Source organism: Cupriavidus sp. PET2-C1, from assembly GCF_054515855.1.
Genome location: NZ_CM137259.1, coordinates 3,995,802 through 4,009,736, shown reverse-complemented (window position 1 = coordinate 4,009,736; position 13,935 = coordinate 3,995,802). Strand labels below are relative to the sequence as shown.

24 protein-coding genes are annotated in these 13,935 nt (G+C 61.3%); all 24 read left to right on the top strand.

The features are described 5' to 3' along the window. Nucleotides 1–9 precede the first annotated feature (9 nt). The 24 genes from rpsC to dsbD all read left to right on the top strand — a co-directional run bounded on the left by rpsC (nt 10) and on the right by dsbD (nt 13,901). Nucleotides 10–816 (top strand): 30S ribosomal protein S3, encoded by an 807-nt coding sequence (gene rpsC / locus ACX12D_RS18180; RefSeq protein WP_006160467.1) that lies wholly within the window; start codon nt 10–12, stop codon nt 814–816. A gap of 2 nt (nt 817–818) precedes the next feature. Continuing rightward, complete coding sequence (rplP, locus tag ACX12D_RS18175; protein ID WP_006160465.1) at nt 819–1,235, top strand: 50S ribosomal protein L16; 417 nt, start codon at nt 819–821, stop codon at nt 1,233–1,235. Between the two features lie 11 nt (nt 1,236–1,246). After that, nucleotides 1,247–1,441 (top strand): 50S ribosomal protein L29, encoded by a 195-nt coding sequence (gene rpmC / locus ACX12D_RS18170; RefSeq protein WP_006160464.1) that lies wholly within the window; start codon nt 1,247–1,249, stop codon nt 1,439–1,441. Next, nucleotides 1,438–1,716: a 30S ribosomal protein S17 gene (gene rpsQ, locus ACX12D_RS18165; protein ID WP_006160462.1), complete on the top strand. Its 279-nt coding sequence runs from the start codon at nt 1,438–1,440 to the stop codon at nt 1,714–1,716. Before rpmC ends, rpsQ begins: the two co-directional genes overlap by 4 nt. A 276-nt stretch (nt 1,717–1,992) precedes the next feature. Then, nucleotides 1,993–2,361, top strand: a complete 369-nt coding sequence (gene rplN, locus ACX12D_RS18160; RefSeq protein ID WP_017225233.1) for a 50S ribosomal protein L14 — start codon at nt 1,993–1,995, stop codon at nt 2,359–2,361. Between the two features lie 9 nt (nt 2,362–2,370). Further along, nucleotides 2,371–2,679, top strand: coding sequence for a 50S ribosomal protein L24 (rplX, locus tag ACX12D_RS18155; RefSeq protein ID WP_043350346.1), 309 nt, complete (start codon nt 2,371–2,373; stop codon nt 2,677–2,679). A gap of 25 nt (nt 2,680–2,704) precedes the next feature. Beyond that, nucleotides 2,705–3,247 carry a 50S ribosomal protein L5 gene (gene rplE, locus ACX12D_RS18150; RefSeq protein ID WP_006160458.1) on the top strand — a complete coding sequence of 181 codons (543 nt, stop codon included), beginning with the start codon at nt 2,705–2,707 and terminating at the stop codon, nt 3,245–3,247. 9 nt (nt 3,248–3,256) lie between these two features. Further along, on the top strand, nt 3,257–3,562 hold the full coding sequence (gene rpsN, locus ACX12D_RS18145; protein WP_006160456.1) for a 30S ribosomal protein S14: 306 nt from the start codon (nt 3,257–3,259) through the stop codon (nt 3,560–3,562). A 27-nt stretch (nt 3,563–3,589) separates the two neighbouring features. Continuing rightward, nucleotides 3,590–3,985, top strand: coding sequence for a 30S ribosomal protein S8 (gene rpsH / locus ACX12D_RS18140; RefSeq protein WP_006160454.1), 396 nt, complete (start codon nt 3,590–3,592; stop codon nt 3,983–3,985). Between the two features lie 10 nt (nt 3,986–3,995). After that, complete coding sequence (gene rplF, locus ACX12D_RS18135; protein ID WP_043350342.1) at nt 3,996–4,529, top strand: 50S ribosomal protein L6; 534 nt, start codon at nt 3,996–3,998, stop codon at nt 4,527–4,529. An 11-nt stretch (nt 4,530–4,540) separates the two neighbouring features. After that, nucleotides 4,541–4,897, top strand: a complete 357-nt coding sequence (gene rplR, locus ACX12D_RS18130) for a 50S ribosomal protein L18 (RefSeq protein ID WP_043350338.1) — start codon at nt 4,541–4,543, stop codon at nt 4,895–4,897. Nucleotides 4,898–4,918: 21 nt separating this feature from the next. After that, on the top strand, nt 4,919–5,437 hold the full coding sequence (gene rpsE, locus ACX12D_RS18125) for a 30S ribosomal protein S5 (RefSeq protein WP_006160449.1): 519 nt from the start codon (nt 4,919–4,921) through the stop codon (nt 5,435–5,437). Nucleotides 5,438–5,450: 13 nt separating this feature from the next. Beyond that, a complete protein-coding gene (rpmD, locus tag ACX12D_RS18120; RefSeq protein ID WP_006160440.1) occupies nt 5,451–5,633 on the top strand; it encodes a 50S ribosomal protein L30 in 183 nt (60 codons plus the stop codon). 22 nt (nt 5,634–5,655) lie between these two features. Next, a complete protein-coding gene (gene rplO, locus ACX12D_RS18115) occupies nt 5,656–6,090 on the top strand; it encodes a 50S ribosomal protein L15 (RefSeq protein ID WP_006160439.1) in 435 nt (144 codons plus the stop codon). 48 nt (nt 6,091–6,138) lie between these two features. Further along, nucleotides 6,139–7,482 carry a preprotein translocase subunit SecY gene (gene secY, locus ACX12D_RS18110; protein ID WP_006160437.1) on the top strand — a complete coding sequence of 448 codons (1,344 nt, stop codon included), beginning with the start codon at nt 6,139–6,141 and terminating at the stop codon, nt 7,480–7,482. A gap of 23 nt (nt 7,483–7,505) precedes the next feature. Then, nucleotides 7,506–7,724: a translation initiation factor IF-1 gene (infA, locus tag ACX12D_RS18105; protein WP_006160436.1), complete on the top strand. Its 219-nt coding sequence runs from the start codon at nt 7,506–7,508 to the stop codon at nt 7,722–7,724. 31 nt (nt 7,725–7,755) lie between these two features. Beyond that, on the top strand, nt 7,756–7,872 hold the full coding sequence (rpmJ, locus tag ACX12D_RS18100) for a 50S ribosomal protein L36 (protein WP_006160433.1): 117 nt from the start codon (nt 7,756–7,758) through the stop codon (nt 7,870–7,872). A gap of 19 nt (nt 7,873–7,891) precedes the next feature. Beyond that, a complete protein-coding gene (gene rpsM / locus ACX12D_RS18095; RefSeq protein WP_006160431.1) occupies nt 7,892–8,257 on the top strand; it encodes a 30S ribosomal protein S13 in 366 nt (121 codons plus the stop codon). A 24-nt stretch (nt 8,258–8,281) separates the two neighbouring features. Continuing rightward, nucleotides 8,282–8,683, top strand: a complete 402-nt coding sequence (gene rpsK, locus ACX12D_RS18090; RefSeq protein WP_006160430.1) for a 30S ribosomal protein S11 — start codon at nt 8,282–8,284, stop codon at nt 8,681–8,683. Nucleotides 8,684–8,990: 307 nt separating this feature from the next. After that, on the top strand, nt 8,991–9,614 hold the full coding sequence (rpsD, locus tag ACX12D_RS18085) for a 30S ribosomal protein S4 (RefSeq protein WP_006160429.1): 624 nt from the start codon (nt 8,991–8,993) through the stop codon (nt 9,612–9,614). A gap of 182 nt (nt 9,615–9,796) precedes the next feature. Beyond that, the gene (locus tag ACX12D_RS18080) at nt 9,797–10,777 is read left to right on the top strand and encodes a DNA-directed RNA polymerase subunit alpha (RefSeq protein WP_006160428.1); all 981 of its coding nucleotides are present in this window, start codon (nt 9,797–9,799) and stop codon (nt 10,775–10,777) included. A gap of 161 nt (nt 10,778–10,938) precedes the next feature. Continuing rightward, nucleotides 10,939–11,334, top strand: a complete 396-nt coding sequence (gene rplQ / locus ACX12D_RS18075) for a 50S ribosomal protein L17 (RefSeq protein WP_006160427.1) — start codon at nt 10,939–10,941, stop codon at nt 11,332–11,334. A gap of 160 nt (nt 11,335–11,494) precedes the next feature. Next, nucleotides 11,495–11,839 (top strand): divalent-cation tolerance protein CutA, encoded by a 345-nt coding sequence (cutA, locus tag ACX12D_RS18070; protein ID WP_459372186.1) that lies wholly within the window; start codon nt 11,495–11,497, stop codon nt 11,837–11,839. Nucleotides 11,840–11,957: 118 nt separating this feature from the next. Beyond that, nucleotides 11,958–13,901, top strand: coding sequence for a protein-disulfide reductase DsbD (dsbD, locus tag ACX12D_RS18065; protein ID WP_459374056.1), 1,944 nt, complete (start codon nt 11,958–11,960; stop codon nt 13,899–13,901). Nucleotides 13,902–13,935 lie beyond the last annotated feature (34 nt).

Here is a 13,935-nt window from a genome sequence, read left to right as displayed (position 1 = left end):
GGAGTCACGATGGGACAGAAGATTCATCCGACTGGCTTCCGTCTGGCCGTCAGCCGTAACTGGGCTTCGCGTTGGTACGCCAACAACACGAAGTTCGCCGGCATGCTGAAGGAAGACATCGAAGTTCGCGAGTTTCTGAAGAAGAAGCTCAAGAACGCTTCGGTTGGCCGCGTCGTGATCGAGCGCCCCGCCCGCAATGCACGTCTCACCATTTATAGCTCGCGTCCGGGCGTGGTGATCGGCAAGAAGGGTGAGGACATCGAACTGCTCAAGGCCGAGCTGCAACGCCGCATGGGTGTGCCCGTGCACGTGAACATCGAGGAAATCCGCAAGCCGGAAACCGATGCGCAGCTGATCGCCGACTCGATCACCCAGCAGCTCGAGCGCCGTATCATGTTCCGCCGCGCAATGAAGCGCGCGATGCAGAACGCGATGCGCCTCGGTGCCCAGGGCATCAAGATCATGAGCGCCGGTCGTCTGAACGGCATCGAAATCGCTCGTACCGAGTGGTATCGCGAAGGTCGTGTGCCCCTGCACACCCTGCGCGCCGACATCGACTACGGCTTCTCCGAAGCAGAAACCACCTACGGCATCATCGGTGTCAAGGTGTGGGTCTACAAGGGTGATCACCTCGGCCGCAACGATGCGCCGGTGGTGGAAGAGCCGCAAGACGATCGTCGTCGTCGCCCGGGTGGTCGTCCTGATGGTCGTCGCCGTGAAGGCGAAGGCGGCCGTCCGGGTGGCAACCGCCGCGGTGGCGCGGGTGCCGGTGCAGGTCGCCGCGCTCCTGGCGCAGATGCGAAGAGTGGAGAATAACGATGCTGCAACCTAAGCGCAGAAAATACCGCAAGGAGCAGAAAGGCCGCAACACGGGTAAGGCTACCCGTGGCAACGCCGTGTCTTTCGGCGAATTCGGCCTGAAGGCGATGGGCCGTGGTCGTCTGACGGCTCGTCAGATCGAGTCGGCACGTCGTGCGATGACCCGTCACATCAAGCGTGGCGGCCGCATCTGGATCCGGATTTTCCCGGACAAGCCGATCTCGAAGAAGCCCGCCGAAGTCCGTATGGGTAACGGTAAGGGTAATCCGGAATACTACGTGGCAGAAATCCAGCCGGGCAAGATGCTGTACGAAATGGATGGCGTGACGGAAGAGCTGGCTCGTGAGGCGTTCCGCCTCGCGGCCGCCAAGCTGCCGATCGCCACCAATTTCGTGGTGCGCCAGGTCGGGACGTAAGGAGAGCAGGGATGAAAGCATCCGAACTTCGCGGCAAAGATGCCGCAGGGCTGAACCAGGAGCTCTCCGAGCTGCTGAAGGCCCAATTTAGCCTGCGCATGCAAAAGGCCACCCAACAGCTGCAGAACACCAGCCAGCTGAAGAAGGTGCGCAAGGACATCGCGCGGGTGCAAACCGTGCTGAACGAAAAGGCGACCTCGAAATGACTGAAACTGCACAAACGGAATCGTCGCTTCGCCGCACGCTGGTCGGTCGGGTAGTTAGCGACAAGATGGACAAGACCGTCACGGTCTTGATCGAAAACCGCGTCAAGCATCCTCTGTACGGCAAGTACGTGCTGCGTTCCAAGAAGTACCACGCACACGACGAAGCCAACCAGTACAAGGAAGGCGACAAGGTCGAGATCCAGGAAACGCGTCCGCTGTCGCGGACCAAGTCCTGGGTGGTTTCCCGTCTGGTCGAAGCTGCGCGCGTCATCTAAAAAACCACACGGTTTTCGGTTGACTTGCGAGTCCAGGGTTATGTGCTATAATCCTGGACTTCCGCTTTGTTGCATTCGCCTTAGTTGTATCACCCCGGCGAATCGGTGAAGCGAACCTAGCCGAGCGGCTCCTGATTAACCATGTTCAGGCCGCCTGGTAACTACCGACTTCAAAGTTGATCAACCCAAACGGTTGCTGGCGCAAAGCCAGGGGCTGACGGGACCAAGACTGACCGGCGGGCGTTGCCCGGTGGATTAAGTTGGGAAGATAACACCATGATTCAGACAGAAAGCCGGCTCGAAGTAGCCGATAACACTGGTGCGCGCGAAGTTCTGTGCATCAAAGTGCTGGGTGGGTCCAAGCGCCGCTATGCGAGCGTGGGCGACATCATCAAGGTGACCGTTAAGGACGCAGCGCCGCGCGGTCGCGTGAAGAAGGGCGATATTTACAACGCCGTCGTCGTGCGCACCGCCAAGGGCGTGCGTCGCGCTGATGGTTCGCTCGTCAAGTTCGACAGCAATGCCGCTGTCTTGCTGAACACCAAGCTCGAGCCGATCGGCACCCGTATTTTCGGGCCGGTGACTCGTGAACTCCGTACCGAGCGCTTCATGAAGATCGTGTCGCTCGCGCCGGAAGTGCTGTAAGGAGCCGCCATGAACAAGATTCGTAAAGGCGACGAAGTCATCGTCCTGACCGGAAAAGACAAGGGCAAGCGCGGCACCGTGCAAGCCATGCTCGGCGAGAAGGTTGTGGTGGAAGGCGTCAACGTTGCTAAGAAGCACGCACGCCCGAACCCGATGCTGGGCACCACCGGTGGTGTGGTCGACAAGGTCATGCCGCTGCATATTTCTAACGTTGCGCTCGTGGATGCCAATGGCAAGCCGTCGCGCGTCGGTATCAAGGTGGAAGACGGCAAGCGTGTACGCGTGCTGAAGACCACCGGTGCCGTCGTGGCAGCTTGATTCTGGGCACAGATAGGAGTTGAGCATGACTGCACGTCTGCAAGAGTTTTACAAAGAACAAGTAGTACCGAAGCTGATCGAACAGTTCGGCTTCAAGTCGGTCATGGAAGTGCCGCGCATCACCAAGATCACCCTGAACATGGGCCTTGGCGAAGCCATCAATGACAAGAAGGTCATTGAGCTGGCCGTGGGCGACCTGACCAAGATCGCCGGCCAAAAGCCGGTGGTGACCAAGGCCAAGAAGGCAATCGCCGGCTTCAAGATCCGCCAGGGCTATCCCATCGGCGCGATGGTGACGCTGCGCGGCGAACGCATGTTCGAATTCCTGGATCGTCTCGTGACCGTGGCCCTGCCGCGCGTGCGTGACTTCCGTGGTGTTTCGGGCCGCTCGTTCGATGGTCGTGGCAACTACAACATCGGTGTGAAAGAGCAGATCATTTTCCCCGAAATTGAGTACGACAAGATCGACGCACTGCGTGGTCTGAACATCAGCATCACGACGACGGCGAAGAATGACGAGGAAGCCAAGGCACTCCTCGCAGCATTCAAGTTCCCGTTCCGTAATTAAGGGGTAACCGTGGCTAAATTGGCTCTGATTGAACGTGAGAAGAAGCGCGCTAGGCTCGTGGCAAAGTATGCCGACAAGCGTGCGACCCTCAAGGCCATTATCGACGACCAAGAGAAGTCGGAAGAAGAGCGTTATAGCGCGCGTCTCGAGCTGCAGCAGCTCCCGCGCAACGCGAACCCGACTCGCCAGCGTAACCGCTGCGCGATCACCGGTCGTCCCCGCGGTACCTTCCGCAAGTTTGGCCTGGCGCGTAATAAGATCCGTGAAATCGCCTTCCGTGGCGAAATCCCGGGTCTGACGAAAGCCAGCTGGTAATTACGCACAGGCTACAGGAGAAACAGTATGAGCATGAGCGATCCTATCGCCGATATGCTGACGCGCATCCGCAACGCCCAAGGCGTGCAGAAAGTGTCGGTTGTCATGCCGTCGTCGAAGCTGAAAGTGGCAATCGCCAAGGTCCTTAAGGACGAAGGCTACATCGACGACTACGCCGTGAAAGAAGAAGGCGGCAAGGCACAACTGAGCATCGGTCTGAAGTACTACGCCGGCCGTCCGGTCATCGAGCGCATTGAACGCGTCTCGAAGCCTGGTCTGCGCGTGTACAAGGGCCGCAGCGACATCCCCCAAGTGATGAACGGCCTCGGCGTCGCAATCATCTCGACCCCCCAGGGTCTGATGACCGATCGCAAGGCACGTGCCACTGGCGTGGGCGGCGAAGTTCTTTGCTACGTCGCGTAAGGAGTAGACCATGTCCCGTGTAGGTAAGGCTCCCATCGCGCTGCCCAAAGGCGCAGAAGTCAATGTGGCGGCTGGCGTGCTCTCCGTTAAGGGCCCGCTCGGCACGCTGACGCAGCCGATTCACAGCCTGGTCAAGGTCAATGTCGAAAACGACACGCTGACCTTTGCTCCGGTCGATGAATCGCGCGAAGCAAACGCACTGCAGGGCACCATGCGCGCCCTGGTGGCCAATATGGTCAAGGGTGTAACCGCCGGTTTCGAGCGCAAGCTTAACCTGGTCGGCGTGGGCTACCGTGCCCAGCTGCAAGGTACTGCGCTGAAGCTCCAGCTTGGTTTCTCGCACGACGTGATCCATGCGATGCCGGAAGGCGTGACGGCGGCAACGCCCACGCAGACCGAGATCATCATCAAGGGTGCGGACAAGCAGAAAGTCGGTCAGGTGGCTGCGGAAGTCCGCGCGTACCGTCCGCCTGAGCCCTATAAGGGCAAGGGCGTTCGCTACTCGGACGAGCGCGTCATCCTGAAGGAAACCAAGAAGAAGTAAGGGGTGCAATCATGAACAAGAAAGACGCTCGTTTGCGCCGTGCACGTCAGACCCGCGCCAAAATCGCGGAGTTGAAGATCAATCGTCTGACCGTGTTCCGTACGAATTCGCATATTTACGCCCAGGTCTACTCGCCGTGCGGCACGCAAGTGCTGGCATCGGCTTCGACCGCCGAGGCAGAAGTGCGCAAGGAACTGACTGGCAGCGGTGCTACCGCAGCCGCCGCGACCCTGATTGGCAAGCGCATCGCCGAAAAGGCGAAGGCAGCTGGCGTGGAAACCGTTGCGTTCGATCGCGGCGGCTTCCGCTTCCATGGTCGCGTGAAGGCACTGGCTGACGCAGCACGCGAAGCCGGCCTTAAGTTCTAAGCGCACACAGAGAGATACGTCATGGCAAAAATGCAAGCAAAAGTCCAGCAGGACGAACGCGACGACGGCCTCCGCGAGAAGATGATCTCGGTCAACCGTGTCACCAAGGTGGTGAAGGGTGGCCGGATTCTCGGTTTCGCTGCGCTGACCGTGGTTGGTGACGGCGATGGCCGCATCGGCATGGGCAAGGGCAAGGCTAAGGAAGTGCCGGTTGCAGTTCAGAAGGCAATGGACGAAGCCCGTCGCAAGATGGTCAAGGTCTCGCTGAAGAACGGCACGCTGCAACACGAAGTCGTTGGCAAGCACGGCGCCGCCAAGGTGCTGATGATGCCCGCCAAGGAAGGTACCGGCGTGATCGCTGGTGGCCCGATGCGCGCGATTTTCGAAGTGATGGGCGTGACCAACGTCGTGACCAAGTCGCACGGCTCGACCAATCCGTACAACATGGTTCGCGCCACGCTGGACGGTCTTCAAAAGATGAGCACGCCGGGCGAGATCGCCGCAAAGCGTGGCAAGTCTGTTGAAGACATCCTCGGTTAAGGAGTCGGACGAAATGTCGCAACAAACCGTAAAAGTGCAACTCGTGCGCAGCCTGATCGGCACGCGTGAGGATCATCGCGCCACCGTCCGTGGCCTGGGCCTGCGCCGCATCAATTCGGTGTCGGAGCTGCAGGACACGCCCGCCGTGCGCGGCATGATCAACAAGGTCTCGTACCTGGTCAAGGTTCTGGCCTGAGTCCCGGGACACGGAGAGCAAGATGCAACTCAACAACCTGAAACCGGCCGACGGTTCGAAGCACGCCAAGCGTCGCGTCGGCCGCGGTATCGGCTCCGGCCTGGGCAAGACTGCCGGTCGTGGTCACAAGGGTCAGAAGTCGCGTTCGGGCGGCTTCCACAAGGTCGGCTTCGAAGGCGGTCAAATGCCGCTGTATCGTCGCCTGCCGAAGCGTGGCTTCACGTCGCTGACGAAGGCCTTCAACGCCGAAGTGACCCTGCGTGATATCGAGCGCCTGGAAGCTACCGAGGTGGACCTGCTGGTTCTGAAGCAGGCTGGCCTGGTGGCTGAGCTGGCCAAGAGCGCCAAGGTCATCAAGGCTGGTGAACTGACCCGCAAGGTTACGATCAAGGGTCTGGGCGCCACCGCTGGCGCCAAGGCTGCGATCGAAGCCGCCGGCGGTCAGATCGCGGCGTAATTTAGCAGCAGATTTCGCAGCATAGGCGAGTCACAGTCGGAGCATCGTTTGGCCACGGCGAAACCCAATGCAAGCACGCAAGCCAAGAACACGGCGAAGTACGGCGACCTGAAGCGCCGGCTGATGTTCCTGGTGCTGGCCCTGATCGTGTACCGCATCGGAGCGCATATTCCGGTGCCGGGAATCGATCCGGAACAGCTTGCGAAGCTTTTCCAGAGTCAGTCAGGTGGCATCCTCGGGATGTTCAACCTGTTCTCGGGCGGTGCACTGTCGCGCTTTACCGTCTTCGCGCTCGGCATCATGCCGTACATCTCGGCGTCGATCATCATGCAATTGCTGACGATCGTGCTGCCGCAGCTGGAGTCGTTGAAGAAGGAAGGGCAGGCGGGTCAACGCAAGATCACGCAGTACACGCGCTACGGCACGGTGGTTCTGGCCACTTTCCAGGCGCTGTCGATTGCAGTCGCGCTGGAATCTCAGCCTGGTCTGGTGATCGATCCGGGCCTGATGTTCCGGGCTACGGCAGTGATCACGCTGGTGACCGGTACGATGTTCCTGATGTGGCTGGGTGAGCAGATCACCGAGCGGGGTCTGGGCAACGGTATCTCGATCATCATCTTCGGCGGTATCGCAGCGGGCTTGCCCAACGCGATCGGCGGGCTCTTCGAACTGGTTCGTACCGGTTCCATGAGCATCATTGCTTCGATCCTGATCGTGGCAATCATCGCCGGTGTTACCTTCGCCGTGGTGTTTGTCGAGCGTGGCCAGCGCAAGATCCTGGTGAACTATGCCAAGCGTCAGGTCGGCAACAAGGTGTATGGCGGTCAATCGTCGCACCTGCCGCTGAAGCTGAACATGGCAGGGGTGATTCCGCCGATCTTCGCATCGTCGATCATCTTGTTCCCGGCGACCATCGCGGGCTGGTTCACGTCTGACTCGACGAGCGCTGCCGGTCGGTTCATCAAGGACCTGGCTGCGACGCTCTCGCCGGGACAGCCGGTCTACATCCTGCTGTACGCTGCTGCAATTATATTTTTCTGCTTCTTCTATACGGCTCTTGTGTACAACAGCCGGGAAGTCGCGGACAACCTGAAGAAAAGCGGTGCCTTCATTCCGGGCATTCGTCCGGGCGAGCAGACGACGCGCTACATCGACAAGATTCTTGTCCGTCTGACGCTGGCTGGTGCGATCTACATCACACTGGTCTGCCTGTTGCCGGAATTCCTGGTACTGCGCTGGAACGTTCCGTTCTATTTTGGCGGAACCTCGTTGCTGATCATCGTGGTCGTCACGATGGACTTCATGGCCCAGGTCCAGTCCTATGTCATGTCGCAGCAATATGAGTCCCTGCTGAAGAAAGCGAATTTCAAGGGTAATCTGACCTTGCGCTGAAGCCGGGTCGGTACAGGCTAGGTATGGCAAAAGACGACGTCATCCAGATGCAGGGGGAGGTCCTGGAAAACCTCCCCAACGCGACGTTCCGCGTCAAACTGGAAAACGGCCATGTGGTGCTGGGCCATATCTCCGGCAAGATGCGAATGAACTACATCCGGATTCTTCCGGGTGATCGGGTGACGGTTGAACTGACCCCATATGATCTGTCACGCGCGCGCATCGTCTTTCGGACGAAGTGAAGCGAACAGGAATTGAAGGAAGAGGAAAATCATGAAAGTGCTGGCTTCTGTTAAGCGCATTTGCCGCAACTGCAAAGTTATCAAGCGCAACGGTGTCGTGCGCGTGATCTGCTCGTCGGATCCCCGCCACAAGCAACGCCAAGGCTAATCGGAAAGAGGATTGACGAATGGCACGTATCGCAGGGGTTAACATCCCGAACCATAAGCATACCGAGATTGGCCTGACGGCTATTTACGGTATCGGCCGCTCGCGCGCCCGCAAGATTTGCGTGGCCACCGGCGTTCCCTTTGACAAGAAGGTCAAGGACCTGACCGACGGCGACCTGGAAAAGCTTCGTGACGAAGTAGCCAAGGCCACGGTTGAGGGTGACCTGCGTCGTGAAACCACGATGAACATCAAGCGTCTCATGGACCTTGGTTGCTATCGTGGCGTCCGTCACCGCAGGGGTCTCCCGATGCGCGGTCAGCGCACCCGCACCAACGCCCGTACCCGCAAGGGTCCGCGTAAGGCCGGCGTGGCTCTGAAGAAGTAAAGCCGAAGGCAGAGGAAGAAACTAATGGCAAAAGGTCCGAATAACGCCGCCCAGCGCGCGCGTAAGAAGGTCAAGAAGAACGTTGCCGACGGCATTGCGCACGTCCACGCTTCGTTCAACAACACCATCATCACGATCACCGACCGTCAGGGCAACGCCCTGGCATGGGCAACCTCGGGTGGCCAGGGCTTCAAGGGTTCGCGTAAGTCGACGCCCTTCGCAGCTCAGGTTGCTGCAGAGAACGCCGGCCGCGTGGCGCAAGACCAGGGTATCAAGAACCTGGACGTGCGCATCAAGGGCCCCGGCCCTGGCCGTGAATCGGCTGTGCGCGCGTTGAACGCGCTCGGCATCAAGATCTCGATTATCGAAGACGTGACGCCAGTGCCGCACAACGGCTGCCGTCCGCCCAAGCGTCGTCGGATCTAAGCGCCGGTGTGATACCCGGGCCGCGGGTGAGGTCTTCCTCGCCCTCTGCCCGGTGTGGTAACATCGCACGTTGACCTGCTGCATATGCTTTGCGGCAGGTTTTCGTTTTGCGTTTTTGTGTCTGGCGATTGGCCTGCTGGTCTGTCGCCTGGTGCAAGTAGTCAGTCAAATGCTTTTGCGCGTGCCCTTATGGGAATGCGCTGGATAAGCCCACCGTCTGCCACTCACGCGTCCCTCGAACGGACGGAGAAGGCGGACTCGCGGCGCGTCAAACAAGGCGCCGCGATCGATCAGGAAGGAAGATAAAGTGGCACGTTATATCGGCCCGAAGGCCAAACTCTCCCGCCGTGAAGGTACCGACCTGTTCCTGAAGAGCGCACGCCGCTCGCTTGCAGACAAGTGCAAGCTGGACAGCAAGCCGGGCCAGCACGGCCGCACCTCGGGTGCACGCACCTCCGACTACGGCAACCAACTGCGCGAAAAGCAGAAGGTCAAGCGTATCTATGGCGTGCTCGAGCGCCAGTTCCGCCGCTACTTCGCTGAAGCCGACCGCCGCAAGGGCAACACCGGCGAGAAGCTGCTGCAACTGCTGGAATCGCGCCTGGACAACGTCGTGTACCGCATGGGCTTTGGCTCGACCCGCGCTGAAGCGCGCCAGCTGGTGTCGCACAAGGCGATCCTGCTGAACGGTCAAGCCCTGAACGTGCCGTCGGCGCAAGTCAAGGCTGGTGACGTCATCACCATCCGCGAGCAGTCGAAGAAGCAAGTCCGTATCGCCGAAGCGCTGTCGCTGGCTGAGCAATCGGGTTTCCCGGCATGGGTTGCCGTGGACGCGAAGAAGTTCGAAGGCACCTTCAAGCAAGTGCCGGATCGCGCCGATATCTCGGGTGACATCAACGAAAGCCTGATCGTCGAATTGTATTCGCGTTAATCACTCGAATTCTGACCGACACCATCGAACGGCCAGAGGCTTGCGTTTCCCGCCAAGCTTCACATTCAGCCCGACGCGCTGCCGCGCGTCGGGCTTATTGCCCATCGTGCGATGGGATTTTCAGGTTCCAAACGTCAGCCTTATCGGTGTAACGAGCCGAGGGTATTGAAAAGGACAACCTAATGCAAACAGCACTACTCAAGCCTAAAATTATTGCCGTGGAGCCGCTCGGCGACCATCACGCGAAGGTCGTGATGGAGCCGTTCGAGCGTGGCTATGGCCATACGCTCGGTAACGCCCTGCGTCGCGTGCTGCTGTCGTCGATGGTCGGTTATGCCCCGACCGAAGTCACGATCGCTGGGGTGGTCCATGAGTACTCCACCATCGATGGCGTGCAGGAAGACGTAGTCAACCTGCTGCTGAATCTGAAGGGTGTGGTCTTCAAGCTGCACAACCGCGACGAAGTCACGGTCTCGCTGCGCAAGGAAGGCGAAGGCGTTGTGACGGCCGCGGATATCGAGCTGCCCCACGATGTCGAGATCATCAACCCCGGCCACGTGATCGCTCACCTGTCGGCCGGCGGCAAGCTCGATATGCAGATCAAGGTCGAACAAGGCCGTGGTTATGTGCCGGGCAACGTGCGCAAGTTCGGCGACGAAGCAGGCAAGGTCATTGGCCGCATCGTGCTGGACGCTTCGTTCTCGCCGGTGCGCCGCGTTTCGTACGCAGTCGAATCGGCTCGTGTGGAACAGCGTACCGACCTCGACAAGCTGGTGATGAACATCGAAACCGACGGCGTGATTTCGCCCGAAGAAGCGATTCGTCAATCGGCGCGCATCCTGGTCGACCAGCTGTCGGTGTTCGCCGCGCTGGAAGGCACCGAGTCGTCGGCGGAAGCCGCTTCGAGCCGTACGCCGCAGATCGATCCGATCCTGCTGCGCCCGGTCGACGACCTGGAGCTGACCGTGCGTTCGGCCAACTGCCTGAAGGCCGAAAACATCTACTACATCGGCGACCTGATCCAGCGCACCGAGAATGAGCTGCTCAAGACCCCGAACCTGGGTCGCAAGTCGCTCAACGAAATCAAGGAAGTGCTGGCTTCGCGCGGCCTGACCCTCGGCATGAAGCTCGAGAACTGGCCGCCCGCAGGGCTGGAGAAGTAATAGCCGGGCGCGGTGGCGGGCTTGTCCAGCCGCCGCGCCAGGTCATCGCGGCGACCGGCATGTGCCGGCTGCCTTAATAGACTACCGGCCCGCGCCGAACCGGAGATTGCTCCGGCCAAGCGATAGAAGAGCTGGTCAAACATTGCAATAAAGGAATCATCATGCGTCACCGTCATGGTTTGCGGAAACTGAACCGCACCTCGTCGCACCGCCTCGCGATGCTGCGCAACATGTCCAACTCGCTGTTCCAGCACGAGCTGATCAAGACCACCCTGCCCAAGGCCAAGGAACTGCGCAAGGTTGTCGAGCCCCTGATCACGCTGGCCAAGAAGGACACCGTTGCCAACCGCCGCCTGGCTTTCGCCCGTCTGCGCGACCGCGACATGGTCACCAAGCTGTTCAACGAACTCGGCCCGCGTTACAACGCACGTCCGGGTGGCTACACCCGTATCCTGAAGTTCGGTTTCCGTCAGGGCGACAATGCGCCGATGGCGCTGGTCGAACTGGTTGACCGCCCGGAAATCACCGAAGCGCCGGCTGAAGAAGCAGGCGAATAAGGTTGATTCCGTCCCGGCCCGCTTGCGACTTTTGGTCGCGGCGAGCTGCGCGGACACCGCTTACAATCGAGCCAGGCTATATGCCTGGCTCTTTTGTTTTCCGGGGCCGGTACGCCGGAGTCTGGCCGCCGGGCAGCCTGTGGCCTGGGAGGACGATCTGATGAGCGAAGCAATATTGGTGATGACATCGCTGCCGGACGCCGAGTCCGCGGGGCGTGTTGCTAGGGCCGTGCTGGAGTCGAGGTTGGCGGCATGCGTGAACCGGCTGGCGCCGTGCGAGTCCGAGTATTGGTGGCAAGGTGAGATCGAAAGCGCACGCGAGTGGCCGCTGATGATCAAGACCACCCAGGAGCGTTACGCCGCGCTGGAGGCTGCGATTCGGCTCGCGCACCCCTACGAGGTGCCCGAGATCGTCGCGATGCCGCTGGTTGCGGGATTCGCGCCTTATCTGGCCTGGGTGGCGCACGAAACCCGAACGGCCACAGACGAAGACGACAGTGCGTAAGGATGGCGGTCGCTGCGCCGACTTACACTGATGCTGGCAATACAGCACTGCGGCCGGGGACCGGCGCTATGATGCGAGCGCAATGCGGATACGACGAATGACATTTCAAAGGCTGGGCATGAGTTTCGGTGCGGGCGCGAACGCCTCGGACGGTTGGGGGGCTGGGCAAGCCGTGCGGCATAGTGCCGCAGTGCGGCTGCTGATCATGCTGCTGGCCTCACTCTGGCTGTGCCTCGGCGGCATGGCGCATGCCGCCGACGACGACTTCTTGCCGCCGGAACAGGCCTTCCGGTTTGCTGCCCATCAGGTCGATGCGAAGACGATCGAGGTTCGCTTCGACGTGGCGGATGGCTATTACCTCTACCGCGATCGCTTTGCCTTTGCGGCGCAGCCTGCGTCCGTCAAGCTGGGTGCGCCGGTGTTCCCGCCCGGCAAGGTCAAGTTCGACGAGACGTTCGGCAAGGAGATGGAAACCTATCACGGCGGGCTGACCATCCGCGTGCCGGTGGAGTCCGCGCCGGCCGACGGCAAATGGTCGCTGGTGGTGACTTCCCAGGGCTGTGCCGACAAAGGCCTGTGCTATCCGCCGCAGGAAAGCGTGTTCAAGGTCGGCGGTGGTGCGCTTGACGGACTGTTCGGCAAGCGGGTACCGGCGGATTCCAGCAGCATCGGCAACAGCCCGGCCGCAGCAAGCGGCGACGCAGCCGGCCCCTCCCCCGCCCTGCCGGCTCCCACGGCCGACGAGAACGACCGCATCGCCGGCGCCCTGGCCAGCCGCAACCTTGGCGTGATCGCCGCGCTGTTCTTCGGCCTGGGCCTGCTGCTGACCTTCACGCCATGCGTGTTGCCGATGGTGCCCATCCTGTCGTCGATCGTGGTGGGCGAGCACGTTACGCGCAAGCGCGCCTTGCTGGTATCGCTGTCTTATGTGCTCGGCATGGCAGTGGTGTACACGGGGATCGGCGTGGCGGCGGGGCTGCTTGGTGAGGGCCTCTCGGCGGCGCTGCAGGCGCCGTGGGTGCTGGTTGCCTTTGCACTGCTGATGGTGGCGCTGTCGCTGTCCATGTTCGGTCTCTATGAGCTGCAGCTGCCGCAGCACTGGCAGACCCGGCTGACGGCATCGTCCAACCGCCGCCAGGGCGGGCAGCTTGCTGGTGCCGCAGCCATGGGCGCGATCTCCGCACTGATCGTCGGGCCGTGCGTGACGGCGCCACTGGCCGGCGCGCTGGCCTATATCGCGCGCACCGGCGATGCCGTGGTCGGCGGCGGCGCGTTGTTTGCCATGGCGCTCGGCATGGGCGTGCCGCTGGTGCTGGTGGGCGTGGGGGCGGGCAACCTGCTGCCGCGCGCCGGACGCTGGATGGAGACGACCAAGCGCTTCTTTGGCTTCCTGCTGCTGGGCGTGGCGCTCTGGATGGTGAGCCCGGTGCTGCCTGCGTGGGCGCTGATGGCGGGCTGGGCTGCGCTGCTGCTGGTTGGCGCGGTCTTCCTGAGCGCCTTCGATTCACTCGGCCCCGATGCGCATGGGCTGGCCAGGGTAGGCAAGGGCCTGGGCCTGCTGGCGGCGCTGGCAGGCGCCATCCTCCTGGTCGGGTTGGCATCCGGCGGCCGGGATCCCCTGCAGCCGCTGGCACACCTGAGCGCCGCGCGCCTGGCGCCGGAGGCGGCGACTGGCGGCGCTTCCGACGTGCGGTTCGAGCGCGTGCGCTCGGTTGCGGAGCTCGATGCACGCGTGGCGCAGGCGGCTGCCGCCGGCAAGCCGGTGCTGCTCGATTTTTATGCGGACTGGTGCGTGAGCTGCAAGGAGATGGAGCGCTTCACATTTACCGATGAGCGCGTGCGGGCGCGGCTGTCCGAGGTCGTGATGCTGCAGGCGGATGTCACCCGGAACAACGCCGATGACCGCGCGCTGCTCAAGCGCTTCGGCCTGTTCGGCCCCCCGGGCATCATCCTGTACGGCGCCGACGGGCGCGAGCGGCCGGTCCGCGCGATCGGCTACCAGCCGGCCAAGCGGTTTCTCGACACGTTGTCGCGCGCGCTCGATACCAAGGCTAGTACCTGAGACGTACCTGAAATACCCGAAGCGCCAGCTTCGG